This is a genomic window from Arthrobacter sp. D3-18 (assembly GCF_054408525.1).
Window position 1 is genome coordinate 4,527,092 of record NZ_CP096440.1, and the last position, 25,719, is coordinate 4,552,810.

Annotated in this window: 27 protein-coding genes; 8 read left to right on the forward strand and 19 right to left on the reverse strand. The window is 63.7% G+C overall.

Annotated features, from left to right (window positions below; translation table 11 throughout):
- The first annotated feature begins 42 nt into the window (after positions 1-42).
- Positions 43-678, forward strand: coding sequence for a hypothetical protein (locus M1D89_RS23280; protein WP_498647390.1), 636 nt, complete (start codon positions 43-45; stop codon positions 676-678).
- Positions 679-884: 206 nt separating this feature from the next.
- Complete coding sequence (locus M1D89_RS23285) at positions 885-1,484, forward strand: hypothetical protein (RefSeq protein WP_498647392.1); 600 nt, start codon at positions 885-887, stop codon at positions 1,482-1,484.
- A gap of 104 nt (positions 1,485-1,588) precedes the next feature.
- On the opposite strand, the gene M1D89_RS23290 is transcribed toward M1D89_RS23285, so the two are convergent.
- The 3 genes from M1D89_RS23290 to M1D89_RS23300 are packed head-to-tail and all read right to left on the reverse strand — an operon-like array spanning position 1,589 to position 3,572.
- On the reverse strand, positions 1,589-2,164 hold the full coding sequence (locus M1D89_RS23290; protein ID WP_498647394.1) for a DUF3618 domain-containing protein: 576 nt from the start codon (positions 2,162-2,164) through the stop codon (positions 1,589-1,591).
- Complete coding sequence (locus M1D89_RS23295) at positions 2,161-2,592, reverse strand: phage holin family protein (RefSeq protein WP_402938534.1); 432 nt, start codon at positions 2,590-2,592, stop codon at positions 2,161-2,163. Before M1D89_RS23295 ends, M1D89_RS23290 begins: the two co-directional genes overlap by 4 nt.
- Positions 2,589-3,572 (reverse strand): hypothetical protein, encoded by a 984-nt coding sequence (locus M1D89_RS23300; RefSeq protein ID WP_498647396.1) that lies wholly within the window; start codon positions 3,570-3,572, stop codon positions 2,589-2,591. The genes M1D89_RS23295 and M1D89_RS23300 overlap by 4 nt, the downstream gene beginning before the upstream one ends.
- A gap of 183 nt (positions 3,573-3,755) precedes the next feature.
- Here M1D89_RS23300 and M1D89_RS23305 point away from each other — a divergent pair, with 183 nt between their 5' ends.
- Positions 3,756-4,838, forward strand: a complete 1,083-nt coding sequence (locus tag M1D89_RS23305; RefSeq protein ID WP_498647399.1) for an FUSC family protein — start codon at positions 3,756-3,758, stop codon at positions 4,836-4,838.
- Position 4,839: 1 nt separating this feature from the next.
- On the opposite strand, the gene M1D89_RS23310 is transcribed toward M1D89_RS23305, so the two are convergent.
- Together M1D89_RS23310 and rfaE2 are read right to left on the reverse strand one after the other, a co-directional pair.
- Entirely contained in the window at positions 4,840-5,874 is a 1,035-nt protein-coding gene (locus M1D89_RS23310) for an NAD-dependent epimerase/dehydratase family protein (RefSeq protein ID WP_498647401.1), read from the reverse strand.
- Between the two features lie 10 nt (positions 5,875-5,884).
- A complete protein-coding gene (gene rfaE2 / locus M1D89_RS23315) occupies positions 5,885-7,435 on the reverse strand; it encodes a D-glycero-beta-D-manno-heptose 1-phosphate adenylyltransferase (RefSeq protein ID WP_498647402.1) in 1,551 nt (516 codons plus the stop codon).
- Between the two features lie 148 nt (positions 7,436-7,583).
- On the opposite strand from rfaE2, the gene M1D89_RS23320 reads away from it, so the two are divergent.
- A complete protein-coding gene (locus M1D89_RS23320) occupies positions 7,584-8,759 on the forward strand; it encodes a glycosyltransferase family 9 protein (RefSeq protein ID WP_498647404.1) in 1,176 nt (391 codons plus the stop codon).
- Here the strand turns inward: M1D89_RS23320 and M1D89_RS23325 are convergent.
- Genes M1D89_RS23325 through M1D89_RS23355 form a run of 7 tightly spaced genes read right to left on the reverse strand, consistent with a single transcriptional unit; the run spans position 8,725 to position 15,571 of the window.
- Positions 8,725-9,420, reverse strand: coding sequence for an SDR family oxidoreductase (locus tag M1D89_RS23325; protein WP_091464488.1), 696 nt, complete (start codon positions 9,418-9,420; stop codon positions 8,725-8,727). The two genes, M1D89_RS23320 and M1D89_RS23325, sit on opposite strands and share 35 nt — an antisense overlap.
- Before the next feature lie 30 nt (positions 9,421-9,450).
- Positions 9,451-10,878, reverse strand: coding sequence for a PfkB family carbohydrate kinase (locus M1D89_RS23330; protein ID WP_498647407.1), 1,428 nt, complete (start codon positions 10,876-10,878; stop codon positions 9,451-9,453).
- Positions 10,875-11,591: a D-sedoheptulose-7-phosphate isomerase gene (locus tag M1D89_RS23335; protein ID WP_498651021.1), complete on the reverse strand. Its 717-nt coding sequence runs from the start codon at positions 11,589-11,591 to the stop codon at positions 10,875-10,877. Before M1D89_RS23335 ends, M1D89_RS23330 begins: the two co-directional genes overlap by 4 nt.
- A 14-nt stretch (positions 11,592-11,605) precedes the next feature.
- Positions 11,606-12,871 carry a glycosyltransferase gene (locus tag M1D89_RS23340; RefSeq protein ID WP_498647409.1) on the reverse strand — a complete coding sequence of 422 codons (1,266 nt, stop codon included), beginning with the start codon at positions 12,869-12,871 and terminating at the stop codon, positions 11,606-11,608.
- Complete coding sequence (locus tag M1D89_RS23345; protein WP_498647410.1) at positions 12,868-13,935, reverse strand: glycosyltransferase; 1,068 nt, start codon at positions 13,933-13,935, stop codon at positions 12,868-12,870. The genes M1D89_RS23340 and M1D89_RS23345 overlap by 4 nt, the downstream gene beginning before the upstream one ends.
- Positions 13,932-15,020, reverse strand: coding sequence for a glycosyltransferase family 9 protein (locus M1D89_RS23350; protein WP_498647412.1), 1,089 nt, complete (start codon positions 15,018-15,020; stop codon positions 13,932-13,934). Before M1D89_RS23350 ends, M1D89_RS23345 begins: the two co-directional genes overlap by 4 nt.
- Complete coding sequence (locus M1D89_RS23355) at positions 15,017-15,571, reverse strand: D-glycero-alpha-D-manno-heptose-1,7-bisphosphate 7-phosphatase (RefSeq protein ID WP_498647414.1); 555 nt, start codon at positions 15,569-15,571, stop codon at positions 15,017-15,019. The genes M1D89_RS23350 and M1D89_RS23355 overlap by 4 nt, the downstream gene beginning before the upstream one ends.
- Before the next feature lie 86 nt (positions 15,572-15,657).
- Between M1D89_RS23355 and M1D89_RS23360 the strand changes: the two genes are divergently transcribed.
- The gene (locus tag M1D89_RS23360) at positions 15,658-16,620 is read left to right on the forward strand and encodes a glycosyltransferase family 9 protein (protein ID WP_498647416.1); all 963 of its coding nucleotides are present in this window, start codon (positions 15,658-15,660) and stop codon (positions 16,618-16,620) included.
- A gap of 23 nt (positions 16,621-16,643) precedes the next feature.
- Here M1D89_RS23360 and M1D89_RS23365 read toward each other — a convergent pair whose 3' ends face one another.
- Positions 16,644-17,420 carry a sigma-70 family RNA polymerase sigma factor gene (locus M1D89_RS23365; RefSeq protein ID WP_498647418.1) on the reverse strand — a complete coding sequence of 259 codons (777 nt, stop codon included), beginning with the start codon at positions 17,418-17,420 and terminating at the stop codon, positions 16,644-16,646.
- 142 nt (positions 17,421-17,562) lie between these two features.
- On the opposite strand from M1D89_RS23365, the gene M1D89_RS23370 reads away from it, so the two are divergent.
- Positions 17,563-18,303 (forward strand): GAF and ANTAR domain-containing protein, encoded by a 741-nt coding sequence (locus M1D89_RS23370; RefSeq protein WP_498647420.1) that lies wholly within the window; start codon positions 17,563-17,565, stop codon positions 18,301-18,303.
- Positions 18,304-18,369: 66 nt separating this feature from the next.
- Here M1D89_RS23370 and M1D89_RS23375 read toward each other — a convergent pair whose 3' ends face one another.
- The 3 genes from M1D89_RS23375 to M1D89_RS23385 all read right to left on the reverse strand — a co-directional run bounded on the left by M1D89_RS23375 (position 18,370) and on the right by M1D89_RS23385 (position 20,688).
- Positions 18,370-18,765: a DUF1761 domain-containing protein gene (locus tag M1D89_RS23375; RefSeq protein ID WP_498647422.1), complete on the reverse strand. Its 396-nt coding sequence runs from the start codon at positions 18,763-18,765 to the stop codon at positions 18,370-18,372.
- Between the two features lie 80 nt (positions 18,766-18,845).
- Entirely contained in the window at positions 18,846-19,709 is an 864-nt protein-coding gene (locus M1D89_RS23380; protein ID WP_498647424.1) for a helix-turn-helix domain-containing protein, read from the reverse strand.
- Positions 19,710-19,842: 133 nt separating this feature from the next.
- A complete protein-coding gene (locus M1D89_RS23385) occupies positions 19,843-20,688 on the reverse strand; it encodes an HAD family hydrolase (protein ID WP_498647426.1) in 846 nt (281 codons plus the stop codon).
- A 227-nt stretch (positions 20,689-20,915) separates the two neighbouring features.
- On the opposite strand from M1D89_RS23385, the gene M1D89_RS23390 reads away from it, so the two are divergent.
- Positions 20,916-21,944 (forward strand): hypothetical protein, encoded by a 1,029-nt coding sequence (locus M1D89_RS23390; protein WP_498647428.1) that lies wholly within the window; start codon positions 20,916-20,918, stop codon positions 21,942-21,944.
- A 29-nt stretch (positions 21,945-21,973) separates the two neighbouring features.
- On the opposite strand, the gene serS is transcribed toward M1D89_RS23390, so the two are convergent.
- Positions 21,974-23,254 (reverse strand): serine--tRNA ligase, encoded by a 1,281-nt coding sequence (gene serS / locus M1D89_RS23395; RefSeq protein WP_498647431.1) that lies wholly within the window; start codon positions 23,252-23,254, stop codon positions 21,974-21,976.
- A 112-nt stretch (positions 23,255-23,366) separates the two neighbouring features.
- Here serS and M1D89_RS23400 point away from each other — a divergent pair, with 112 nt between their 5' ends.
- On the forward strand, positions 23,367-24,428 hold the full coding sequence (locus M1D89_RS23400) for a diacylglycerol/lipid kinase family protein (RefSeq protein ID WP_498647435.1): 1,062 nt from the start codon (positions 23,367-23,369) through the stop codon (positions 24,426-24,428).
- On the opposite strand, the gene M1D89_RS23405 is transcribed toward M1D89_RS23400, so the two are convergent.
- Both M1D89_RS23405 and pheA read right to left on the reverse strand, forming a co-directional pair.
- Positions 24,425-24,655, reverse strand: a complete 231-nt coding sequence (locus M1D89_RS23405; RefSeq protein WP_498647437.1) for a hypothetical protein — start codon at positions 24,653-24,655, stop codon at positions 24,425-24,427. The two genes, M1D89_RS23400 and M1D89_RS23405, sit on opposite strands and share 4 nt — an antisense overlap.
- A 106-nt stretch (positions 24,656-24,761) precedes the next feature.
- Positions 24,762-25,694, reverse strand: a complete 933-nt coding sequence (gene pheA, locus M1D89_RS23410) for a prephenate dehydratase (protein ID WP_498647438.1) — start codon at positions 25,692-25,694, stop codon at positions 24,762-24,764.
- Positions 25,695-25,719 lie beyond the last annotated feature (25 nt).

The following is a 25,719-nucleotide window of genomic DNA, read 5'->3' on the forward strand; positions in this document are numbered from 1 at the left end:
AAGAACCCAAGCTGTACACCGCCGTCGAACTGAAAGCCCCTTATGAGCACTTCGAAGTCCACCACCCTCACCGGGCTGCTTGATGCTGTCAACGGCCGCCCCGTTCGCCGACACCCTGAGACCGGCGCATACTTCGTCAAGGCCTCAGCGGGCGCCCACTTCTGGGGCCGAGTGCTGGACGCCTTGGTGTTCCTGGTTGGCTACATCATTCTGGCCGTGATCCTTGCGGTAGTCAGGGAATCCATGATGAACAGCGGCTCGGCACTCGGGTACAACGACGGTTTGTGGCTGACGCTCTATGTTGTCCTGTGGTTCGTGGGTCTATTCGTCTACGGGATGATCTGGGGATCCGTGGGCAGTGTTGGCGACGCCGCGGCCGGCATGCGCTCAGTTCGGATCAAGAACGGCACGACGGCTGGAGCATGGTTGGGCGGTTGGCGCGCCATCTGCTGGTCTTTCTTCCCGTTCTTCGTGGTGATGCTCATTGCCTCCGCAATTAGCGGCGGCGGGGATGACACCTGGGACCCGAAGTTTGCCGCTATTGATCGGCGCTCGGGAATCGCCCAAGGTCAGCCCCCAGTCCCGGACCCCAAGGTAGTGGCTGCAGAACAGGCCTCCGAAGCGGAACGCCGGAACATGCCCAACCTCTACGGCCAGCGTCCGGATGCGCGGCCGTAACTGGCTGGTTCGCCGGGCGGAGCGCAGGCTCGGTCTGAGCTCGGGCGGCTTCGTTATGTAGCATCCTCACGCAGGATCTTCTGGAAGGCGCTGTTCCCCTGGAGCGACATCGCGCCCCGTACTGACCGGACGTACGGCGCTTGACTGAACAGCAGGCAAATTTTGCCCTTGCAGAGCTGCTACCAGCCGGTAGCATGTGATCAACTATGTTCACTCTCACCATCAACCAACGCGACAGCCGCCGTGACGGCGACCTTGTGCCGCAGCTGCTCAAGGACCTGCGGCACATTCCCGCGCGGCTCGACTTTGACCGCTCGGTTGAGGATGAGGTGCAGGGAATCGTCGAATGCAGCCACCAAGCCGTGGAGACGGCCCTGATCGCCCTCCGAACAGGCCAGTGGTACGTGGGAATCGGCGTGGGACCCATCAATGAGCCGTTGCCCAATCTGGTCAAGGACGCCTCGGGGCATGGTCTTGTTTACGCCCGACGGGCAGTCGATCGGCTGCGCAACGGCAAAGAACGTGTCCCCGTGGCAGTTGATGGCCCCGTGACAGCCCTGGCTTCGGAAGCTGAAGCTGTACTGAGGCTCCTCGGCCACATCGTGCTGCACAGGAGCCCGGCCGAATGGCGGGTGCTGGATCTGCTCACGCCTGGCGTCCGGGGCCAACAGAAAACCGTGGCCCAGGAGCTCGGCATCACTACCCAGGCCGTGAGCAAAGCGTTGGCACGCGCGCAGTGGGCAGAGGAGCACGCTGCCCGCCCAGCCGCCGCCCGCTTGCTGCAGCTCATCCTCGAAGTGCGGTAGGCACTCACCCCCCACGCGCAGCAAACCCAACTGAGTCGCAGTTAACGCCGTTTTGAGGGCTCAAAAGGGCATCTGCTGCGACTCAGTTGGGTCAGCGCGTCAACTTACTGGTTGCTGACGTTGTCCTTGGCCGTCTGTGCGCGGTCCTGAACGTCGGCGGCGGCTACCTGGCCTTCATCCTTGACGTTGGCTGCGGCTTCCGTGGCGCTGTCCTTGACGTTCTGCATTGCGTCCTGAGCGGGCTCGCGCAGGTGCTCGGCAACTTCCTGGGCAGCGTGGCTGAGCTCATCCGTGAGCGGCTGGGCCGCTTCCTTCAAAGCCTGGGCCGCCTCGCGTTCCTTGTCCGACGGCGGAATCAGCGCAGAGACCAGCAAACCTGCACCGAAGGCGATGAGGCCGGCGGCAATCGGGCTGCCCTGGGCCTTGCGGGTGATCACCTGAGGGGCGTCGCCGATGTCCGAAACCACGCCGGAAACGGCGTCTCCAGCTTGGTGAGCCGCGTTGCCGGCCCGGTACTGGACGTCATCCCGGGCACCGAAAACAGCCGTCTTGATCTTGTCCACCCGGCGGTTGACGATGTGCGAAGGCGTAACTTTGTCAGCCACGGCATCAACATTGGTGCTCAGCCGCCGGCGGGTTTCTTCGATATCGGCGCGCAGGGCGTCGGGGTTCTGCGTCATCGTGTCTCCTCAGTGTTTGGTTTCAAAGCGGGAGGTATTTCCTTGACCGTCTCAGCGGTCCGGGGCATGCCCTTGATCGCATTCAGCTCCTTGCGGCCCTTCGCGGCCAGGACAGCCGCGACAATTCCCCAGATGACCGCAACAATCAGTGCGGACCATCCCAGGCCAACGAGCTGACCCAACGCCCACCAGAGGGCGATGGACAGAAACAGCACAGTGATGTGGCCGGCGTAGGCAGCACCGCCCAACATTCCCGCGCCCTTGCCGGCCTTGGTGGCGGAATCCTTAATCTCCGCTTTCGCCAGCTCCACTTCCTGGCGCATCAACGTGGAGACGTCGCGCGTCAGGTCGCTCAGCAGCTCACCAAGGGGAAGGTTTTCCGCTTTCTCATGGGCTGTTGTGTGAGGCAGGTCGGCGGGACTGCTCATCGGGGACCTCCGTACTGGGGGTCATCCGGATCAAGCGGGCTCTCAGGATCAATTGCTCCAGCAAGCGGGTCCCCTTGTGCCTTGACTCCACCGGCGGTTGTCTCCGGGTAAGGGAGCGTCGATCCGTCGTAGCCGCCCGTGGTGCCAGCGTCGTATCCCGTTGCTGCACCACCGGTTGCTGCGCCCGTGGTGGTTGCTGAACCGTAACCGGCGGTGGTGGTCGTCGGGCCCGGAAGGTCCACAGCTGGAGGCGTTACCGCGCCACCCTGCGTCGGGTAGTAGACGGCACGAGGTGTCTGCTCGGTGGTGGTGCCAGTGGTTCCTCCGGATGCTCCGCCCATGGGCGAGTTGTCGGCCATGCCCCTGCCGAGGCGGCCTGCAAGGACACCGGCTCCGGCAGCGAGCAGGAGGAAGGCTCCTGGCTTGCGGCGTGCGAAACCCTTGACTTCATCCAGCAGTGAACCGGGATCCCGGCCCTCCAACCACTGGGCGATGGAGGAAGAACGCTGGGCTGCCTGCTGGACCAGGTCCGTGGCCACACCACCGTTCTGGCTTGAGTTGGCCATGGTGGACAGTTCGTCAGAAATGGACCGCAAGCCTTCGGCAACACGCTGCTGCTGGACCTGGGCCTGGTCTGTCAGTTCACCCTTGGTCTGCGTGAGCAGCTGACGCGCGTTCACCTTGACTTCGTGGGCTACGTTGCCGGCTTCGGACTTGGCAGTGTCAACTACACCACCGGCAGCATCCGATACGGCTCCAGCCACTCCCGCAGCTTCCTCCTTGGCGGTATCTACCTTGCCGGAACTGGCAGAACCGGTTCCCGAACCAGTGGGAGTTCCGCTGATTCCGGTGGTTCCGGCAGTTTGCGTTTCAACGTCCGGCGAGTCGAGGTAGCTTCCGGAAAATGGCTCGGTCCCTGCATGGGCTCCGGTCCGTGGCGCCGCGAAGCTTCCGTCCTGCGGCGATTGGCTCTCAGTCATTGTCGCTCTCTTTCCACAGTTGGCAGGCTGCGGACAGCAGCCGGGATAGTAAGTATCGTTACTATCAATGGGTGTGTACCCGCTTGCTACGGTTCTAATCACCCCAATTTCCAAAAGATGGCGTGCCCCACTTTCAGGGCTTCCCGCTCGACACGGGAGGACATACCTGCCAACGTGGGTTTAATGAGCCAACTGCCTGCGAGGCGACGGCTGATTCCCGCGCTTCGAAAAACCGTCACCCGCCACCGACTCCTGTTCGCTGCCAAAACGGCCGTTGCAGCAGGCCTCGCCTGGTACCTTGCACCCTTTATGCCCGGCCCTGCCGCCGCCTACCCGTACTATGCACCGCTGGGTGCCTTGGTGAGCATGCACCCCACAGTGGCCGACTCCGCCAAACACGGCCTCCAAAGCTTGGCAGGGCTGGTGCTGGGCATCGGCATGGCCTTCGCGATTACCACCGTGGCCGCGCCTACCGCACTGGCTGTTGCAGTGGTGGTGGGGCTCGGCGTGCTCATCGGAGGCCTTCCCCGGCTGGGCACTGCGTCTGAATGGATTCCCATGGCAGCGCTGTTCGTGCTGGTGCTGGGCGACTCGAACGCCGAAGGTTTCTCCTTCGCCTACGTCCTTCAAATGGGCTTGGGCGTCACCGTTGGATTTGCGGTGAACTGGCTGATCTTCCCGCCCCTGCACTTGGACGACATTGATCCCGCCATCGCCGGGCATCAGGGTGCCTTATCCCGCCAGCTCAAAGACATGGCCCGGGCCATGGAGGAGTCCTGGCCGCCTGACCATAAGGCTTGGGCAAGCCGCAGCGACGAACTCTCGCTCACCGCGGCAGCTGTGCGAACGGCGGTCCACCAAGCTGAGCTGAGCGCCAAAGCAAACCCCAGGTCCCGTCGTCGTGCGACCCGCCTGCCCAGCGACCTCGCCGGCCTACGAACCCTTGAACGGCTCACTTTCCACGTCCAGGACATCACCGATGTCCTGGCCAGCGCCATCTGGGAGGAGGGCGCGGGGACGATCATTCCGGATGCCGTGGTGGGTCCGCTTTCCGAAGCCTTGGAGTCTGTGGCCGGCGTGGTGGATCACTGGCGGGACGCGGAGTCCGGCGAACTCGCCAACCGTCTGGCAAGGGCGAAGGACAGCATCAGCGCCCTCAGCGATGCCGTGGCCGAGGCCGCGGCTGACCAAGCACCGGTGAACGCTCCGGCGTCAGTGGCCATGAGCCTGCGCCGGATTCTCACCGTTGTCCTGTCCTCCGAGTAGGCTAGCGCGGTCTCAGCGGCGGCGACCCCTTCCGGCCCCTACCTGCACCGATCCCGTCCAGCATTTCGGCCAGTGATTCCAGCGAGGAATGCTTGGGCGACCAGCCCAACAGTGCGTGCGCCCGGGCCGTGTCCATGATGGGCGCGTTGGCCGCCATGTCCACCCAGCCGCCGTCGGTCACCTGCAGGCGGAGTCGCCAACTAACCTCGACGACGGCGCGCAGCACCGGCAGCGGAAACGGCATCACCCGCCGGGCGTTGAAAATCCACGCCAAGGCGTTCGGGTCTATGACCGGCTCGGCGGCGATGTTGAAAGCACCTTCCGCCTTGCGCTCCAACACACGCCAGTAAGCATCAGCGACGTCGGCCGTGTGAGCGGCTTGGAACACCATCTCCTTGGGGATTGCAAGCAGCGGCAGCCAGGGCTTACGCGGAACCAGCCGAGGCAGGACCCGTCCCAGGAAGTAGCGGCCAACCTCGCTCCCACCACCTGCGCTGAACATCAGCGCAGGTCGGAGACGCGACACCACAATGTCCGGATTCTCCTTGGCGAAACCGTCCAGGAGCCTTTCCTGTGCCGCCTTGTCCACACTGTAGTGCGAGCTGCGGATGCCATCCGTCGGCCAGTCTTCCTTGGTCCGTTGGTCCTTGGGAGCCGGCGAGTACGCCCCCACGGATGACGCGCACACGACGTGCCCCACTCCGGCTTTGCGCGCGGCGGCCAACACGTGGGCTGTTCCTGCCACATTGGTCCGGCGCAGCATCTCCCGGTCATGGTTCGGTTGGATCAGCCACGCCAGATGAACCACGGCATCGGCTCCCGCCAAAGCTGCTTCCAGCGCGGGTTGATCCTCGGTGGCGCTGATGTCCAGGGTGTGCCATTCCACGCCGTGATACGGGGCGGCGTCCGGATCCGGTTGCCGGCGGACGACGCCCACCAGTTCCAGATCCGCGCCTTCTTCAGAGCGTGCTTTCTGGAGCCGTTTCAGCAGTTCCGTGCCGCCGTGTCCTGTTGCACCGATGATCGCAATACGCATGGCCGCTTCCTCAGGTCTGCGGGGCTTCGCCCGTGGAACGGATGCGTTCCAGGACCGCTGTGGTGGAGTGCTCGGGCACGTAATCCAGGATGGTCACTGTGCCGCCGTAACGTTCCACCGCTTCGGTTTCCTGGAGCATCTCCGGCGTGTAATCGCCGCCTTTTGCGTAGACGTCGGGCCGGAGCAGCTCGATGAGCGGGATGGGGGTTGGAGTATCAAACACGGTTACATGGTCCACGCAGCTCAATGCGGCGATGACTGCCGCACGATCGGCCTCATGGTTGACCGGCCGGTCCGGACCTTTGAGCTTCCGCACGGAAGAATCACTGTTCAGCGCCACGACTAATACGTCGCCCAATTGCTTGGCCTGGTTGAGGTAGCGGGTGTGACCGCGGTGGAGGACATCGAAGCACCCGTTGGTCAGCACAATCCGCTTGCCCTCACTTCGGTGCTCTTCCACGTGCCGGGCCAACTCAGAATCCGTCAGTGCTGTATCGGCGAAACCTCGGAGGTGCTTTGCCAGTTCGTCAGTGGTGCAGACGGAGGTACCCGGCCGATGCACAACAACATCCGCGGCCGCTTGAGCCAGGTCCACGCTGGTGGTCAGTGGCAGTCCGGCCGCACGGGCAATGGTCAAGGCCGCAACGAAAGTATCGCCGGCGCCTGAGGCCTGCTTTTCCGCTTGGGGCCGCGCCCAGGTCCGGTGGGTTGCCGGCTTTTGGGAGTCGCCGTTGGGCCGGATCGTCAGGGTTCCTTCCCGGTCCAAAGTCACGACGACGGCGGCAGCACCTGAGGTGCGGAGGAGCTGGTCCGCGTGGGCTTCCACGAAGGGACACCTGGCAGCACCCCCGGGGAACTCGATCCCAAGCAACCTGGCCGCTTCCTGCGCATTCGGGGTAGCGAGGTCAGGCTTGAGTTGGGCCCAACGTCCTGGATAGTGGGCGTCCACTACTACCAGCGTGTCCTGCCGGGCATTGGCGGAGCCGGCTTCCGAGCCCTCACCTTGCGGTCCTAGATTTTCGAATATTGCGTCCCGCACAGCACCTTCCAAGGCGCCGGCCCCGTAGTCACAAAGGACCACGGCTGACGAGCCGGGGAGTGCTTGCGGGATAGCGGCGGCCATCTCGCGTAGGCCATCTTCGGGGACCTCTTCGGCGGCATCGTCCAAGCGAAGCATCACCTGCCCGCCGCTGCTCACGCGGAATTTTGTGGTGGTGGTCATTCCAACATGGGACACGACATACGACACGTCCACTCCTGCCGATCTGAGCTGCTCAAGGAGCGTGTGGCCGCCGGGGTCCTCTCCCACCAGTGAAATGAAACGAACGTCCGCCCCCATCGCGGCGAGGTTCATCGCCGTGTTGGCGGCACCGCCCGGGGCAAAGTCCCGGCGCTGGACCTGGACCACGGGGGCTGGGGCTTCGCGGCAGAACCGCTCAATGGTTCCGTCCCACCAGCCGTCGAGGATGGAATCGCCGATGACCGTCACAACAGGGCGTTCCTCGGCCAAGCGGCCGGGCAACCAGTCAGCCAGACCTTCTTGATTGGATAGGCGTGCCATGGGGTACCTTCCGGTTGGGCAACAGTTTCCTGTTCCCCTCAGGTACCCCGCGGCACGCGCTTCACACGCCGTGCCCGGGAGTTTCACGGGGAAGGGTTGCAGGCCCTGAACAGCGCGCAGCAGCGTAAGCATCGAAAGGAAGCATCCCATGGAGAATCCGCTGATGAACGTGAACCTCGGAGTTGGACCAGTACTGGAAAAGTTCAGCGACGTGAAGCGGATAGCGGTCCTCCGGGGTGGCGGATTGGGTGACCTGATCTACACCTATCCCGCCCTAAGCGCGTTGAAAAATGCTTACCCTGATGCCACAGTCACATTGCTGGGCACCCCGATCCACGCCGCAGTGGTGGCTGCTACGGAAGGTCCCGTGGACGACGTCGAACTGCTCCCCGTTGCGCGCGGCGTTCACGACGGACCCCGCAACGGCGAGCGCTTTGAGGATGATGCTGAGGACGTGGCGGCACAGGAGGCCTTCTTCGGGAGCATGCGGGCCAGGGAGTTCGATATTGCGTGCCAGATGCACGGTGGCGGCCGGTTTTCCAACCCTTTCCTGCTCCAACTGGGTGCGCGGCACACTGTGGGTACCCGCACCAAGGATGCGGAGCCGCTGGAACGCAACCTGGACTACGTCTACTACCAGAACGAGCCGGACCGTTGGCTGGAGGTGGCGGGCCTTGCGGGAGCTCCCACCATCATTTCCCCTCCCCTGCTGCCCAGGCCCGAGCATCGGCAGAACGTCGTTGGGCTAAGGGATCCACAGCGGGCATCGCTGGTGGTGGTCCACCCGGGTGCCACCGATCCGAGGAGGCGGTGGCCGGCGTCGAACTTTGCTCAAGCCGCCGCGGGCGTTGCAGCGGAAGGTGCCCAAGTATTGATCGTGGGTGACCGTTCGGAGAAGGCACTGGCCCAGGAGGTGGCGGAACTCGCGGTCCGGCACCTCCCGGAGGCGGACCGCCATGCTGTTCGTTCCGTGGCGGGCGAGTTGGAGGTTGGAGACCTGGCCGCGCTCCTGGCGGATGCAACAGTAATGCTGGCCAGTGACAGCGGTCCACGGCACCTGGCCCAGGCATTGGGGACTCCCACAGTGGGTATTTTCTGGGTGGGGAACGTCTTCAATGCAGGACCGCGCGGCCGGAGCATGCACCGCATCCATATGTCGTGGGCGACGCAGTGCCCGCGATGCGGAGTGGATATCACGCAGGTGGGATGGACTGCACCGCACTGCGGCCACGACGATACCGTGGTGAGCGGCATCGCCGTGGCCGACGTTGTTCAGGACGTGCTGGACCTTACGGCCACGAGCCTTCTTCTGCGGGGCAGATAAGGAGTTCCCGGACCTCGCTGCCGAATGGCTGGGACAGGGCGAACACCACAGCCTGTGCCACGTTGGCGGGATCGTTGAGCTTGGAATCGTCCTGCGGCTTGTATTGCTCGTCCCGGTCGTCGAAGAAGTGGGTCTTCATGCCGCCCGGGATGATGGTGGTCACGCCGATGACGCCGCCGGTTTCTGCGGCCAGCGCACGGCTGAAGCCGATCACTCCGAACTTCGAGGCGCAGTACGCCGTTGCGTCCGGCAGCGCCCTGAGGCCCAGCGTGGAGGCGATGGTGATGGCCCGGCCGCGGGATCCCTTCAGGTACGGCAGCGCGGCACGGACTACGGATACGGTGCCCAGGAGGTTCACTCCGATCACCTTTTCCCATTCCTCTGCCGGGACGTCGCCCAACTTGCCGCAGCGGTCGATGCCTGCCGCCGTCACCACACCGTCCAGTCCGCCAAGAGTTTCGGCTGCCTCTTTGACGGCAGCTTCCACGGCTTCACGGTTGGAGACGTCCACTTCCAAGGCTTTGGCCCCGGACACGTTGCTGACGTCGCGGTCGAAGACGAAGGGTGTGCCGCCGGCGTCGCGGATGGCTTCCACGATCGCAGCGCCAAGGCCGGAGCCGCCTCCAGTGACGATGACGCGGCCGGGTGTTTGCGTGTTCATGCGGTTCCTCTCGGTTGATCGGTCTTGTTGTCAGCTGACCTTGGCCAGTGCTGCAGCCAGGCCGCTGGTGGAGCGTGCCGGGTGGAAGGGCACAGTGACGCACCGCCCTCCCCAACCCGCAACCAGGCGGGCTTCCGGCAATTCTTCGGGGGTGTAGTCGCCACCCTTGACCCAGATATCGGGCTGTATTCGGGTAAGGCAAGCTTCGGGAGTGTCCTCGCCGAAGATCACTACCGCGTCAACGCATTCGAGTGCCAGCAGCAACTCCGCACGGTCCTCTACGCTGACGATTGGCCGATGTGCACCCTTGAGCCGCCTCACCGATTCGTCGGAATTCAGGCACACGATGAGGCAGTCGCCCATGCTGCGGGCGGCAGCCAAGGTCCGGGCGTGGCCCGCGTGGAGGAGGTCGAAGCATCCGCCTGTGGCCACCACCGTGCCTCCCTTGGTCCGCACGGCATGAGCTAACTGGATGCCGTCCGGGTGCAGGTCTCCGGCGTCAACCAGTTCCAAGCCCTTAAGTTCGACGACGGGGCTTGCGTCAGGCGCGGGCCTGGCCTCCGGCGCTTCGGTCACCGCCGCGAGCGCCGCCGCTCCCCCCGCAGCGAGGAAAGCGGATGCGTCTTCCACTGCCCGGGTGGCTGCCTGTGCCAGGTCCAGTCCGAGCCCCAGGTGCACGGCAAGGCTTCCGGCCAGTCGGTCGCCGGCTCCGCAAGGATCGCTGACATTGGTCTTGGGCGCGGGAATGCCCTGTGCCGCATCATCGGCTGACATCAGGAGCGCTCCGTCTTCGCCCCTGGTCACCAGAACTGCGGCACTTCCCCATTTTTCGAGCAGGTACCGGCCGGCTTCCTCGGCACCTGTGCGGGACGGTTCCAGCCCACCCGCCTTCGCGGAAGCCAGCGCCTCTGCGAGATTGGGCGTCACGACGGCGACCCCTTCCACCGGTTCGGCACCGGCAGGATGCGGATCCCACACCACCGGGACGCGTTGGGCGGCTTCGCTTAGCGCGGCCCGGATGTCAGTGTTTGCGGTGATTCCGCGGCCGTAGTCGGCCACCACAATGGCGTCCGCCGTAGCAATGGCACTGAGCATTTCCTGCGTACTGGACGGCACAGGGGCCGGCGCGCATCCTTCATCGAACCTGACCATCGGATGCGTGCCGATCCGCACGCGGGTCTTGGTAGGCGTCGGGGCGAGTGGGACTCCGGCGAGCACAGACACACCGGCCAGTGCGCGCCTGATGTGGCTGGCGCCGTCGTCGTCCGACACCGCGGTGACCAGTGCGACGTCGTGACCGTCCTGCGCGAGCACGGTAGCCACCAGCCCAGCGCCACCTGCACGACGCCGGACATCGGCGACGTCGACTACCGGCACAGGCGCATCGGGGCTGAGCCGGGTGGCGGCCCCGTTGATGTCGACGTCAAGGAGAACGTCACCCACCACCGTAATCCTCATGGTTGACCCCCTCCGGAGGTAGCTGCGCCGTACGATCCCGCCCGCCTGGCGACCTCGGCATCAAAGGCCCGGCACACGGCATGGATGGCGATGAGGTGACCTTCCTGGGCGTTTGCCGAGATGGCGTCAACGGTGATGGCCTGATCGCAGGCATCAGCCAACGGGTTGGGGCCAGCGCCGGTGAGCGCCCAGGTGGTGATGCCGCGTTCCCTTGCTGCGCGAACGGCTTTGAGCAGGTTTGGGCTGCGGCCACTGGTGGACAGAAGAATGAGCACGTCACCCGCTCGACCGTGGGCCCGCACTTGGCGGGCAAAGACTTCGTCGTATCCGTAGTCGTTGGAAAGGGCGGTAACGGCGGAGGATTCTGCGTGCAGTGAGATCGCGGAGAACGGTGCGCGTTCCTCGTCGAACCTTCCCACCAGCTCCGCAGTCAGGTGCTGCGCCTCAGCCGCCGAACCGCCGTTGCCGGCTGCCAGCAGGCGTTGTCCGGACAGCAGGCGCTTGGCCAGTTCAGTTCCCCACTCGGACAAGCGGACAGCCTGCGAGCGCAGGGACTCCAGTGCGGGAAGGACGTTGTCCAGATGCTTGTTGACCTCGGCGGTGTGGTTTGAGTCGCTAACGTCGGGAGCCCACCGCCTCGGCAGGGTATCCGGCACAGCAGTGGATTCGGTTGCCGCAAGGCCTTTAGCAGTTACCGGGCCTTTGATGGTCATGGGGCCGTTGATAGTCACAGTGCCGTTCCTTCCAATGGTTCCAAGCGTTCTTGCTGCCGGGACAGGCCGGCCGCCAGAACTGACCGGTAGGCCTTCTCGGTGTCCGCAGCGATGCGTTCCCACGAGTAGCGGGAGCGTGCCCGGCGTGCTCCGGCACGGCCCATATCGGTGCGGAGTTCCGCATCTCCGAGCAGCTTTCCGAGCGCCTCAGCGAGCGCTTCAGGATCACGGGGAGGGACGTGCAGCCCCGTTTTCTGGTCCACCACTGTCTCCCGGAGCCCGCCCACAGCCGCCGCCACCACAGGCACTCCGCAAGCCATGGCCTCAAGGGGCACGATTCCAAAGGGCTCATACCAAGGCGTGCAAACCACGGCGTCAGCGCTCCGGAAGATGCCGGGCATGGCATCCCGCGGGACTTGCCCGCGCATGGTCACTTTGTCCTCGACGCCGAGCTCCTTCGCCATGGCCCGGAGCCGCTGCGCCTCAGGATCTTCTTCGAGGTTGAGGGCGTCGCCGGAACCGCCAACAATCAGGAGTTCGACGTCATTGAAGCCCGCCTCCGCCAGGAGGGGCAGAGCCTGGATGATCAGGTCCACACCCTTGCGTTGCACGAGGCGTCCCACGCTCAGAATCCGATGCGTGCGGGACTTGGGTTCGGCGTCGGACGTTCCAGGGAACAAGGTGAGGTCCACGCCGCAGGGTGCGATGGAAATCTTTGACCGGCTAATGCCCAAGGCTTTGAGTTCAAAGACCTCGTCCGGGCAGGTGGCAATGACCCAGTCGGCGGTGCGACCTACCCACGGTTCCAACCATTCCCTAGCTGGCGGGCTGGTATCGGCAGCGCCCTGGTGCCTGCGTTTTACGGAGCCGAGGGCGTGGAAAGTCTGCACCACAGGAACAGGATCGGCAGCTCCTGCCCGCCGGGATGCTTGGATTGCAGCGAGGCCGGACATCCAGAAATGCGCATGCACCACGTCCGGGAAGTCGCCCGCCCAGTCGGCGCAGATGCCGTCGGCCAGATCTCCCATGAACGGCAGGAGATCGTCCTTGGGGATGCGTCGGGCCGGCCCGGCATCCAGATGAACCACCGTAAGCCCCGCCCCCACACTCACCCGCCCTGGTAGCTCGGGGTCATCCCGCCGCGTGTACACCGTGACGTGATGGCCGCGATCTGCCAGAGCTGATGAAAGCGCCGCCACGTGGACGTTCTGTCCGCCGGCGTCAACGCCTCCCAAGGCGGCCAGCGGACTGGCGTGTTCGGAGACCATGGAGATTTTCATGGGTGCGTCCTCTCTGTGTCATGGCTGGCGGCGGGGTCATGGCTGGCGGAAGCTGTACCGGGTTGCGGTCGGCTGCCCCGGCGCGTGCCCTTGGGGAGTTCGGCCAGGAGTTCGTCCCAGGCCTTGAGAAACTTGTCCAGTCCGTAGCGTTGCAGCGCAGCCTCGCGCGCAACGATGCCCATGGCGTAGGCGTCGTCGGGGTCGTCCAGCAGTCGCCGGGCGAACTTCTGGAGATCGTCGACGTCGTTGGAGACCAGGCCTGCGCCGTGCGGAATGGCCCGGCTCGCCTCCGTGGTGGCCAGCGCGAGTACGGGCATGCCAAGGTGCATGGCTTCCAGCAGGGCCAGCCCCAGTGAGGTCCAGCGGAGTGGGTGGAGGTACAGGCGGCAACGGGCCAGTTCCTGGTGGAGTTTGGCGGCGGATACATCGCCGGCGATGCGGAGCCGTTCCTCGCTGAGGCCAAAGCCTTTCAGGTTCAGTGCCTCCGGCAGGGCCTCGGTACCCATGCCGAACACCCGCAGCGGTCCTACACCCGCAAACCCCGGGAGCAGGTCCGTCCCCGTGACCCGGCCGCGACGGACAGGCTCGTTGACCACCACCCCCATCTCTTCCCGCTCACCGGTGTACAGGTGCCCCGGGTCCGGAATGCCGTGCTCGATCACCGCGGTGGTCGCCGTGCCCGTGTCCCAGAACAGCTGGTTGAAGTGAGTCACGTGCACCACCGGAATGGTGCTCTGATCCGCTAACGGGTGGAGCGTGAACGGGACGTCGCCCTTGGGGGTGTTGTGCTCGAGGTACACGGCGGGAAGGTCCACGCCCGGGCGGCGGCCGAGTGTTCGGGCCACCGCTGCGATTTCCTCCGGCCGCTGCAGGACCACGGCGTCCACACTGTCCGGATCGAGGCTTTCCAGGTTCACTTCCTGGGCGGCGGCAGGCCACTCACGGCCGCCTCGCCCCAAACCCCACGCGCCGCCGTCGGACGATTTCGGAAGCAGGTACTCATGCTGGCCGCGGACAAATGCCTCCATCCATCCGCCGTGGACGTGCCACACCAGGATCCTCATGGTTTCCAAACCTTTCGTCGAGTGGACAGGGAGGACACGCCTCCCAGGAGCCTTTCAACAGCTTCGACAACCTGCTCCGGGGTTACCGAGCTCAGGCAGGGATGCCCGGGGACCGGACAAACGCGGGCGCGGCTGTTCTTGCAGGCCGCTTCCTGGTCACCCAGCAGTTCCAGGGGGACGCCGTAGGGTGCCCATCGGATGGCCGGAACCACCGGGGCGAACAGGCACACCACTGGCGTGCCCACCGCTGCCGCCAGGTGGGCGGGACCGGTATTTCCGGTAACCACGACGGCGGCTCCCGCCAGCACTGCTGCGAGCGTCCTGAGGTTGGTTCCTCCGCCGAGGTTCCTGGCGGAAGGGCCAGCCACTGTTGCCGTGAGTGACGTTTCGCCCGGGCCGCCTGTGACCACCACCCGGTGCCCGTACGCTTCAAGAAGTTCCACCGTGGCAGCATGGTGCAGTGCGGGCCACGCCCTGGCTGGGGCAGCGGCTCCCGGGTGAACCACAATGTAGGGGCCTTCGTCAGCCAACTCGTCGGCTACCCCCTCAGGATCGGTGCCTGAGGTGATGCGCAGCTTCCCATCGTCGCCGTTCGGCAGAACGTAGCCGCCGGCCTCTGCGATGGTGAGCGCGCGGACCGCTTCCGGCTGGTCCTCCGGAAAGTCTTCGCCCGGTTTGAGCCGGACGTCCAGGAGTGAGCCTGCGTAGTCCGTTGATGCTCCCGTGATCTTTTTGACGCCGGCCAGGCGCAAGAGCATCGCCAGTGGAAGCGGGGACTGGTGGAAGGACGTGAGAATCACGGCCTCCTGAATTCGTGAACTGCGCACAAACTCGATCAGGCCGCTGGTCATCTCATCGGTGACCGGAGGCGCCGGGTTCACGATCCACGGACATGCCCACGTGTGCACTTGGGTCACTCCCGGCAGCATTTCCGCAGCGCTGGCTCCTTCAGGGCCGCAGAGCAGGACAACATCGTTGGGTCGGCTGCCATCGGCCCGGCTTCCGTTTGCGACGGCGCGCAGGGCCGGTCCTGACAGGAGGACGTCTCCCATGCTGTCCAAGCGGGCTACCAGGATGCGGCTCATACACGGGCATCCTGTTCTTCCAGTGCCCCGGAGAGCAGGAGCTCCACAGCCTGTCCCAAGTCCTCCGCAACAAATCCGGCGGCCTCGATTTCCTGCTGCCGGGTTACTTTAGTGGGCACCAGGACAGCTCTCGCACCCGCCGCGGCGGCCGCCTCCATGTCAGCCCCGATATCGCCGACGAAAGCGACCTCCGCTGGCGTGACACCCAAGGTGCTGCACGCTCCCAGAATCATGCCGGGAGCCGGCTTGCGGCAGTTGCAGCCATCCCCCGGTCCGTGGGGACAAATTTCCCATACATCGAACGGACCCAACATCTGCTCCACCCGCTGATTAACGGAGTGCATTTGCTCCAACGTCAACAGCCCACGCGCCACGCCCGACTGGTTGGTCACCACTCCAGTGGCCAGTCCCGCCCGGCGTACTCTCTGAAGCGCTTCAAGGGCACCATCCATGGGCCGCACCAGCTGCGGATCGCCGTTGTATGGCACGTCAACAACGAGTGTTCCATCGCGGTCAAACAGGACCGCCTTCAACGTTCCGGTTCCTCCCATACTCGCAACGTTCCCCAGTTCTCCGGACGCTAAACAGTGCGGCCGTGAGAAGTTTCCTGCAGCTAGACTCCTAGCGGGAGGCCACAATGGACACAGCTTTGGACAGTCACGAGAGCAACGATCAACCCCTGCTGCTTGCCCTGCGCGCTTTGAAACTCGGCGACCTCCTGGTCGCGGTTCCGGCGCTCCGTGGGTTGCGGCGGGCGTTCCCCGAACACCGTATTTTGTATGCTGCGCCGGCTTGGATCGCCGAGGCTTTAGAACTTGTGGGCGGCATTCATCATTTGCCGACACCTGGGCTCGATGACCCCCTGACAATCCCCCGGGGCGCCGTGGATATCGCCGTGAACCTCCATGGCAATGGCGCTGAAAGCCGTTTGCGGATTGAAGAACTGCAGGCCAACCGGGTGGTGGCGCACGCTTCCACCGGCACCGACGGACCTGAGTGGACCACCGGCATCCCGGAGCGCGAGCGCTGGACCAGGCTGCTCAACTGGCACGGTATTGATGCCGATCCCCTGGACTATCGGCTGAATCGCCCCGCCGTTCCTTCGCCGCGTCCGGGGGCAACCGTGATACATGTGGGCGCGGCGTATGGCAGCCGGTTATGGCCGGTGGAACGGTTCGCGGATGTCGCCGTGGAACTCGCTGCCGCGGGGCACGAGGTAGTTCTCACCGGTGGCTCGTCCGAGCGTGCCCGGGCAGAGGAGACGGCTGCCTTGGCAAAGCTCAAGGGAGCAGATCTCGACGGCGGGCTGCTGGCCGGGCGTCAAGGTCTCGCCGAGTTTGCGGCCACCATCGCCGAAGCGCGGTTGGTGATCTCAGCCGATACCGGCGCCGCACATCTGGCGTCCGCGTATGAACGCCCCTCCGTTGTCCTGTTCGGGCCGGCGCCCGCGGAAGAGTGGGGACCTCCGCCTGGACCGCACGTGGTGCTCACCGCCGTCGAACTCCGCCGTGGTGATGTGTTCTCCGCAGACCCTGATCCGGCACTGTTGGCCGTCAGCGTTCGCGACGTTCTGGAAGCAGTGGAGCGGCTGCGCGCCTAAGGCACTATTGCGGCGGCGCCTTGTTACGGGGCCGTCCCGTCTTGGAGTTGGGCTTCTTCGTCCAGCAGCTGCGTTTGGAGTGACACGAGGATTTTCGAAAGCTTGCGCGACACCTGCATCTGCGACATCCCCAGAGCTTCGGCAATGGTGGACTGTGTTTCCTCGCGGTAGTAGCGGCGGTAGAGCAGGTGGCGGTCCTCGGCGGTCAGGCCCCGGATGGCGTTGCGTAGGGCCAGCACATCTTCGAGCCGGTCTGTGGGGCAACCGAAAGCCGACAGCGAGCCCTGCAGCCCGTCGCGTCCCTCGGAGGCGGGAGCATCCAGGGAATCGGGACGCTTGCTGGTGCCGGCCATCAGCGCTTCGCGCACCTGGCATGGCTCCAGGTTCAGATCTTCGGCCACCTCCTCCGGAGAAGGCGTGCGTTGCAGCGTTTGGGTCATCTCCTCGGTCCGGGCCAGCACTTGGCGGCGAACATCCTGGATGGTGCGGGGCGGACGAACAACCCAGCAATGGTCGCGGAGATACCGCTTGACCTCTCCGGCAATAGTGGGGGCGGCGTAGGCGGGGAAACTGACGCCCTTTGACTCGTCATAGCCGCGCGAGGCCTTGATGAGGCCCATGAAAGCGACCTGCCGGACGTCGTCGAGATCGTGGGTATGGGCAGAGTATCTGGCGGCAATGGACTTGGCCAGGTTGAGGTGGTCCAGGACCAGGCTGTCCTGGAAGCTCTGCCGGATGCTGCCTTCCGGTTTGCAGGCAGGGGGCCTGGTCTGAGCGGTGAAAGGTCGGGTTTGACGCATGGGGCTTCAATCCTTAACCAGCTAAGTGGGGGTGAGCCCACGGCAAGACTCCTTAAAAAGAGAAGCACACTTACTATTAGCTTTCAACGGGTCCACGGGGTTAGTCTCGAAAGGTAGCCACAATCAGGGATCGGAGTTCCTCATGGAAGACCCCCAGCTCGCCGAGCCGACTACAGTGGTGGCCGATATCCAAGACCTGCTGCTCGACACCCCGGATGTTGAAGCGTTCCTTGAAGAGTTGGCCCGGCATTCGGCAGGAATGTTCAGCACGCCCGGAAACGAGATTTACTGCGGCATCACGCTGATGCGTCATCGCTCGGCAGGAACGGTAGCAAGCAGCGGAGAGCGCGCCCAAATGCTCGATGAATTGCAGTACAACTTCTCCGACGGGCCGTGCCTCCACGCCTGCCGCGAAGTCACGCAAGTGCACATTCCCGATTTCGCCAAAGACAACACTTGGCCGGAGTACAACAAGCTCGTCACCGAACACGGCATCCGCTCCGTCCTGGCCGTGCCGTTCCCCCTTAGCGACGACGCTGCCCGGGCGGGACTCAACCTCTATTCCGAACACGCCAACGCCTTCGATCAAGCCGTTGTGCAACGCGCCAACGACTACGTACAGCAGGCATCCAAAGGCCTGCGCCTGGCGGTTCTGATCGCGGAGCACAGTCAGACCGCAAACAACCTCCGGGCAGCCATGGAATCCCGCACCGTGATAGACGTGGCAACTGGAATCATCATCGCCCAGAACCGTTGCACCCAGCAGGAGGCAATGGACCTCATCAAGAAGGCGTCCAGCAACCGGAACGTAAAGCTCCGGGTGGTGGCGCAGGCCATTGTTGAATCCGCAGGCGGCGGGCCTGTTCAGACGTACTTCAAGTGAGGTTTTAGCATTGTGGCGGGCGGCTTACCGACTGTCAGCCCTGCATGGCGGGCGGCTTACCGACTGTCAGCCCTGCATGGCGCCGATGATGGCGCCCATGGCCGTGAAGGTGACTACGTTGTAGCTGGCGTTGATGGCGAACAGTTTCAGGCTACGGCGTTCGAAAAGGTAGTTCACGCCCAGCGCTGTTGCGACCCATCCAAGTCCCGCGGCCAACCCGGCAAGGGTTCCGAATGCGAAACCTCCGCGACCAATGAATGCTGCCAGGAAGACAGCCATTATCAACGCAAGGATGAACGAGCCCACAAAGACCCGAGCCGTTCCAGACTTCAGTCGCTCATCGCTGACACCTGCGGCCTTTTGCCATGGCTTGGCGAACAGCAGCGAGTACCACAGCCCACCCACCACGAACGTGGCGAGTGCGGCCAGAAGCACGGCGAGCCAATTGATCTGAATGTCCATCGGTGTCCTCTCAAGGGCGGGCAGTTCCTGAATGGACAGTACGTCTGTGAGCCTCCGCGGTCTTGTAAAAACCCCGCACGCTACCCGATTACGTCCTCAAGCGGGACAAAAGTGGCGTACTCCGCCCCATAGTTCTGCACCACCTGCAGGTACTCCGACGGCGTGAATCCGCTGAACCGCCTGAAGGTCCGGATGAGGTGTGGCTGATCGTAGTAATCGGCCAGATGGAGGAGCTCACGGCCTGGGACTGACCCTTTCGGGAGGGCTGCCGCCTGCTTCACGATCCTGTTGAAGCGGCACACGTCCGAGTACGCCTTGGCCGTGGTTCCACAATCCCGCATCATGATGCGTTCCAGCGTGGACGTGCTGATCCCCAGATCCCTGGCAAGCACGCTGATTTCCACATCCTGTTGCGCGAGGATCTGCGTCGCCTTTTCTGTCCGGGAATCTGCTTGGTATCCCGGCCTGAGATGGTGTTTGAGGAAGGCTCCCAAGGCCGCGAACGCCTGCCCCGGTTCCGCGTTGGCGAGGGTCTCACGCAAGTTCGAAAAGCCCGGCAAGACACTTTCGGCGTCCACAACCCGGTTCTGAAAACCCGACGGCGGCAAGCTGGTGAACGCCGCCAGACCGTAAGGAGTGAGGCGGGCGCCGACGTTGAAAAGCTGGTCCGGGTTTTCGCTGATCAGATAGCTGCGCTGCAGGCCGGCATAGAAACCGGTGGAAACTTCCGTCCCCCTTCTGGTTTCCTCCCCCGAACCGTTCAGGTCGCCGGAACCGTCGGGCGGGCTGATGAGGCGGTACGGGTCAGACAGGTTCAGAATCAGGTGGGCTTCGGGCCCGGGAAGAATCTTCTCGTACCTTGCCTGCGGCTCAGCACGGACCAGCCAGAATTGGCTGACGAACGGCTGCAGCACTGACGGTGGCGGGCACTCTTGATAGAACACAGGCTCAGTCTAGGCAGCCCACCCCGCCACCACAGATCCCGCCCTTGTTCGGAACCCCCGGCGCTTAGCGGCGAGGATAACGAACAAGAGCCGGTCCGACCGCAGCGATGCGCCCGGCTAAGACGAGTAGCAGTTACAGCAGGCTACGCAAGACCTGTGCCGCGCCGTCGTCGAGCACTGAAGCGGTGACTTCATCCGCAACGGCGATTACCTCGTCGGGAGCCTGACCCATGGCAACGCCGCGGCCAGCCCAGGTGAGCATCTCGATGTCGTTGCGGCCATCGCCAACGGCAACTGTGTTGGCCAGGTCCGTACCGAGCTTATGGCGCAAGGCCTCCAAGGCACTTGCCTTGGTGACCCCCTCGGCCGCGATGTCCAGCCAGGCAGTCCACCCCACCGAGTACGTCACGCCGGAAAGTCCGATGTGCCTGATGGCCTCGTTGAACTCGTCTGAAGTGTTCTCACTGCTGAAGACCACTACGCGGACCGCCGTGGAATCCAACATGGTCTGGAAGTCGACGCCGATGGACTCCACGCCGAAGCTGGCGTCCTGGAAGCGCTCCGTGGAGAGGAAGTTTCCATCCTCATCTTCCAGCGCATACTTGGCGTTCGGCAGCCGTTCCCGCAAGGCCTTCAAAGCCGGAGCGGGATCGAAAGTTGCCTTGTGGATGATCTCGTAGCCCTTCTCCAACGACGGATCCAGGCGGAGGGTCACGCCGCCGTTGCAGCACACGGCGTAGCCTCGCTCGAGGCCGATCTGCTGGATGATGGGAAGCGTCGCATTGAGTGACCGGCCGGTGGCGATCATGACGTCGTGGCCGCGTGCCACCACCGCCTGCGCGGCGGAGCGAACAGCCGACGACATGTGGCCGTCGTGGTCCACGAGTGTACCGTCGACGTCCAATGCGATCATGAGCTTGTTGTTGTTATTTGGCTGGTCATCGATGCCAGCAACTGGAGTGTCAGTCAAAATAGTCATGCCTACAGTAGAGCAGAAACCTCCGACACTGAACTAGGACCGGCGCCACAGCTGTGGATTAACGGACGGTGAATAGTGACCCCACCCTTGGACTTTTCACCGTGCACTGGACTTTTCACCCCCGCATGCGCTGGTGATTTGTCCACATATGGGTGCATGACCCGGGCGCTATGCACATAGCACGTTTGGCTCGCGCCACGTGGTCCCCATCTGGCCCACAGTGGTTCATGGACTATCGAAACGAATTCATCTTGGCTGCCCGGTATGGGCTGGAATCAGGAACTGCGCGGCAGCTTAGCCGCCGGTACAAGAAGGGCGAACTCATCAGGGTACGCAAGGGGATTTACATCAACAAGGAGACTTGGCTCGCACTCAAGCCTTGGCAACGATACGCGGCAACCGCCCAGGCCGTTGCCGCGGAGAACCCGGCCGCGGAGTTCTGCTTTGAAACGGCGGCATTGTTCTGGGGCCTCCAAGTCGTGGGCGTCCCATCGCACATCCACCTTGCCACCACTTCACGCGGCCATGCCGGATCCCGAAGCCCGAGCACCAGCGCAGCCCTTATCGGACCCTCCGGCACCACCGGACTTGAGCGGGTTCGGGGGTATGGCATTTACCGGCATTCCTATTCCACTGCTACCGTCTCCCACCTCGGGCTGCAGCTCACGGATCTGCTGCCGACGGTGGTGGATGTCTTGGCCAGAGGGTGCTTCACCAAGGGAATCGTCTTGGCCGATCACGCAATCAGTAAATCCAGGTTTCCTAAGCTTTTCACCAGCAAAGCGGCACTCGGGGAAGCGGCCCAGGGACTGGCTTCAGAGGCCAAGAGACAGCGGGTGAACTATCTTCTTCGGTTCGCTGACAAGAATTCCGGATCTGCGGGTGAGTCACTTAGTCGTGCGCAGATGCACCTGTTGGGCTTCCCCGCTCCGGAGTTGCAGTGCGAATTCCATGACGACATGGGCTTCGTGGCCCGCACGGACTTCTTCTGGCGGGACCAGGGACTCATCGGGGAGTTCGACGGCGACGCTAAATACCTGCAAGACGAGTACCTGGCTGGCCGAAGTGCACGGGAAGTGGTGCTGGCCGAGAAAAGACGCGAGGACAGGTTGCGTGCAATGGGGTTCACAGTCGTGCGCTGGGACTGGGCCACTGCCAACGATCCCGCAAAGCTCGCTGCAAAACTCCTCGCGGCCGGACTAGCGCCTCGAAAGAACCCCGTCAAGCGGACAATGCACCAGCGCATGCGCGGGTGAATGGTCCGCTGGACGGTGATTCGCTAAAACTAGAGAACCGGCAGAACCTCGAGCCCGCCAAGGTACTTCTGCAGTGCCTTGGGAACGTTGACGGAACCGTCCGGGTTCTGGTGGTGCTCAAGGATGGCAACGATCCAGCGTGTAGTTGCCAGCGTGCCGTTCAGTGTGGCTACGGCACGGGTGCCCTTGGCAACACCTTCGTCATTGACCACGCGCTCACGGATGTTGAGGCGGCGCGCCTGGAACGTGGTGCAGTTGGACGTCGAGGTGAGCTCGCGGTAAGCGTTTTGGGTGGGAACCCAGGCTTCACAGTCGAACTTGCGGGCCGCGGACATGCCAAGATCGCCGGCGGCAGTGTCGATGACGCGATAGGGAAGCTCGCACTTGGCCAACATTTCCTCTTCCCAGGCGAGCAGGCGCTCGTGCTCGGCAGCTGCTTCCTCAACCGTGGTGTAGATGAACATCTCCACCTTGTTGAACTGGTGCACGCGGATGATGCCGCGGGTGTCCTTGCCGTGGGAACCGGCCTCACGGCGGTAGCAGGAGCTCTGGCCCGCGTAGCGGATGGGGCCCGCGGAAAGGTCCAGGATCTCGTCTGCATGGTAGCCGGCGAGGGCCACCTCCGAGGTGCCCACCAGGTAAAGGTCGTCTTCAGCGAGACGGTAGATCTCGGCGTCGTGCTTTACATCAAAACCGGTGCCCTGCATGGTCTCGGGACGCACCAAAGTGGGAGTGATCATGGGGACGAAGCCGGCGTCGATGGCCTGCTCCATGGCCATCTGCAGGAGTGCCATTTCCAGCCGGGCACCGACGCCGCGGAGGAAGTAGAAGCGTGAGCCGGAAACCTTGGCTCCACGTTCCATGTCGATCGCGCCGATCAGTTCACCGATTTCCAGGTGGTCCTTCGGTTCGAAGTCCGTGAATTCGCGCGGAGTACCAACGGTTTTGACCACAACGAAGTCATCCTCGCCGCCCTCGGGCACGCCGTCCACAATGAGGTTGGGGATGACGCGGAGCAACTCTTCCTGCTTGGCCTGGGCGGCAGAGGCCTCTGTGGAAGCGGCCTTCACGGAGTTGGCCAGTTCCTTGACCTCGGCCAGCAATGCCTGCTTTTCCTCGCCCTTGGCCTGCGCTACCTTCTTGCCGAAAGCGTTCTGCTCGGCGCGGAGGGTTTCGTGGCGGATCAGGGCAGCGCGGCGATCGGAGTCAGCAGAGATGATCGCGTCCACAACGGACTCGTCGGCGCCGCGGGCGCGCTGGCTGGCACGGAACTTGTCCGGATTTTCGCTGAGGTCTTTTACGTCGATCACCAGACAAGAGTATCGAATCCACCGCGGATTTCCGGCCCGCAGCGGGCAAAGGTCACCCGTCCCGGATGCGCGGCCAAGAGGGCACTGCCCAGGAGGATAGTGTTGGAGCACCATGAGCGACTGGATCCTGTACCTGATTCTCGCTGGGGGCGTGGCGTTTGCCGTCTCCAGTTGGTGGGGTGTGCGCCGATTGAAAGCCCGGCACATCAGGAGTGCGGTCCGGGAGGACTCCCACAAGCCCGGCCCCGGGGACCAGCGCGTCGCGGTCATCCTCAATCCCGTGAAAAACAACGCGGAAGACGCCCGGCAGGCCATCATTGACGCTTGTGATCTGGCCGGATGGGACGCACCGAAGTTTTTTGAAACCACCGTGGACGACCCCGGCTACGGTCAGTCGCGCCAGGCGCTGGCCTACGGAGCCGACGTCGTTCTTGCGTGCGGCGGCGACGGTACCGTGCGCGTGGTGGCCGAGTCGCTGGCGCACACGAATGTGGCCATGGGCCTCATTCCGCTAGGCACCGGTAACCTTTTGGCGCGCAACGTGGACCTGGACGTCACTGACATTGCCGACTGCATACAGATTGCGTTGTTCGGCCATCAGCGCTTCATCGATACCGCCACCATGGGCATAGACAATGACATCACCGGCGAGTCCGCCCAGCACACCTTCCTGGTCATCGCCGGCATGGGCTTGGATGCCGAGGTAGTTGGCGACACCAAGGAAGATCTCAAGAAGAGCGTTGGCTGGCTCGCCTACACGGAAGCCGGTGTCCGCCATCTTCCTGGCCGCCGTAAACGCGTGACCATCACCATGGATGATCAGCCCGAACAGGCACGGAAAATCCGCAGCGTGCTGTTCGCCAACTGCGGCTTGATACCCGGCGGGATCGACTTCATTCCCCAGGCCATGATCGACGACGGAATGCTGGACATCGTGGTGATGAGCCCGCGCAGCGCCTTCGGCTGGATCGCCATGTACACAAAAGTACTGTTCAAGCACAAGGCCAACTTGCCGATGATGAGCTTCTACCGCTCCGGGAAAGTCATCATCCGCAGCCAGGAACCCATGGCTACCCAGCTCGACGGCGACCCCTCGGGTGAGGCGACAACGGTCACCGTGCAAGTGGAGCCAGGGTCCCTGCTGATTCGCGTACCGAAGGCCAAGATCGCCTAAATTGCGCCGACGTCCGGCTGGGCGGCGTTCTTGTCGGCTTCCTCGGTTGCAGCCTTGGCAGCGGCGCGGGCCTCGGCCTGCTCCTTGATCATGGCTTGTTCTTCTTCAAAGCGGAGCCGGTCTGCACGATCGGCTTCATCGCCATTCCAGTCGTCCTGGTTCTCGCCGGTGGGCTTCGGATTGACGATCATGCCCTGGCCGTCTTTGTCATCCCGGTGGACAGACATGACCGCTCCTTTCGTTGGTACATTCATCCATCGTTTATGGATCAGGCAAGCATACGCACAGAAGCATCCTTACGAAAGGGGCTGCCGTCCCGGCTGTGGACAGCGGCTAGGAGCCCTTCAGGATCGATTCAACCCAGGCATGCGCCGAGGCAAAGGCAGCGTCGGAAGTGTGCGGGGCAACCACAGCGGGCTGCTTGTCCGCACGTGCGTAGGAGCCCAGGAACCGGGTTGCGGGGCTGATTCGGTGGAGGCCCGCAAGAGCGTCGGCCACCCGCGAATCGGTGGCGTGGCCGTCGGCGTCGATGCTGAAGAAGTAGTGACCTAAGTACTGTCCGGTGGGTCGCGATTCGATGCGGCTCAGGTTCACTCCGCGGGAGGCGAACTGGTCCAAAATCTCCATAAGCGCTCCGGGGTGATCCTCAGGCAAAGGCACCACAACGGTGGTTTTGTCCGCGCCTGTGCGGTCGGGAAGAAGACCTGGTTTGCTCACCAAAATGAACCTGGTTACCGCCTCGGGGTTGTCGCCGATGTCCTCGGCCAGAACATTCAGGCCGGGTTGTCCTGCAGCAACCAACGGGCCACAAATGGCGGCTTCATAGGGGGCGTCGTCCTCCAGCAATCCCATGGCGGCGGCCGCCGTGGATGATCCCGGAACGTAGTCGGCGTTCGGGAGGTGCTCATCCACCCACAAGCGGCACTGCGCCCAGGCGTGGCCGTGCGTGGAGATCCGTTTGATGTCGGAAAGCCCGACGCCGGGCCTCGCCACCAGGACAAAGGTGATAGGAACAAGGGCCTCACGGATGATTCGGAGTTCTTGGCCTGTGGCAATCGCGTCCAAGGTGGCCGTGACTCCGCCCTCCACCGAGTTCTCGATGGGGACCATAGCCGCGTCGGCCTCCCCCGCACGAACACGATCCAGCGCCATGTTGACGTTGGTGCAGGGAATTCGCGTGGCGTCAGCAGCACCAGGTACCTGCAGAAGAGCAGCCTCGGTGAAGGTGCCCTCAGGGCCCAGGAATGTGTAGCTAACTGCCGACATCAAATATTCCTTGCTGGTTATATAA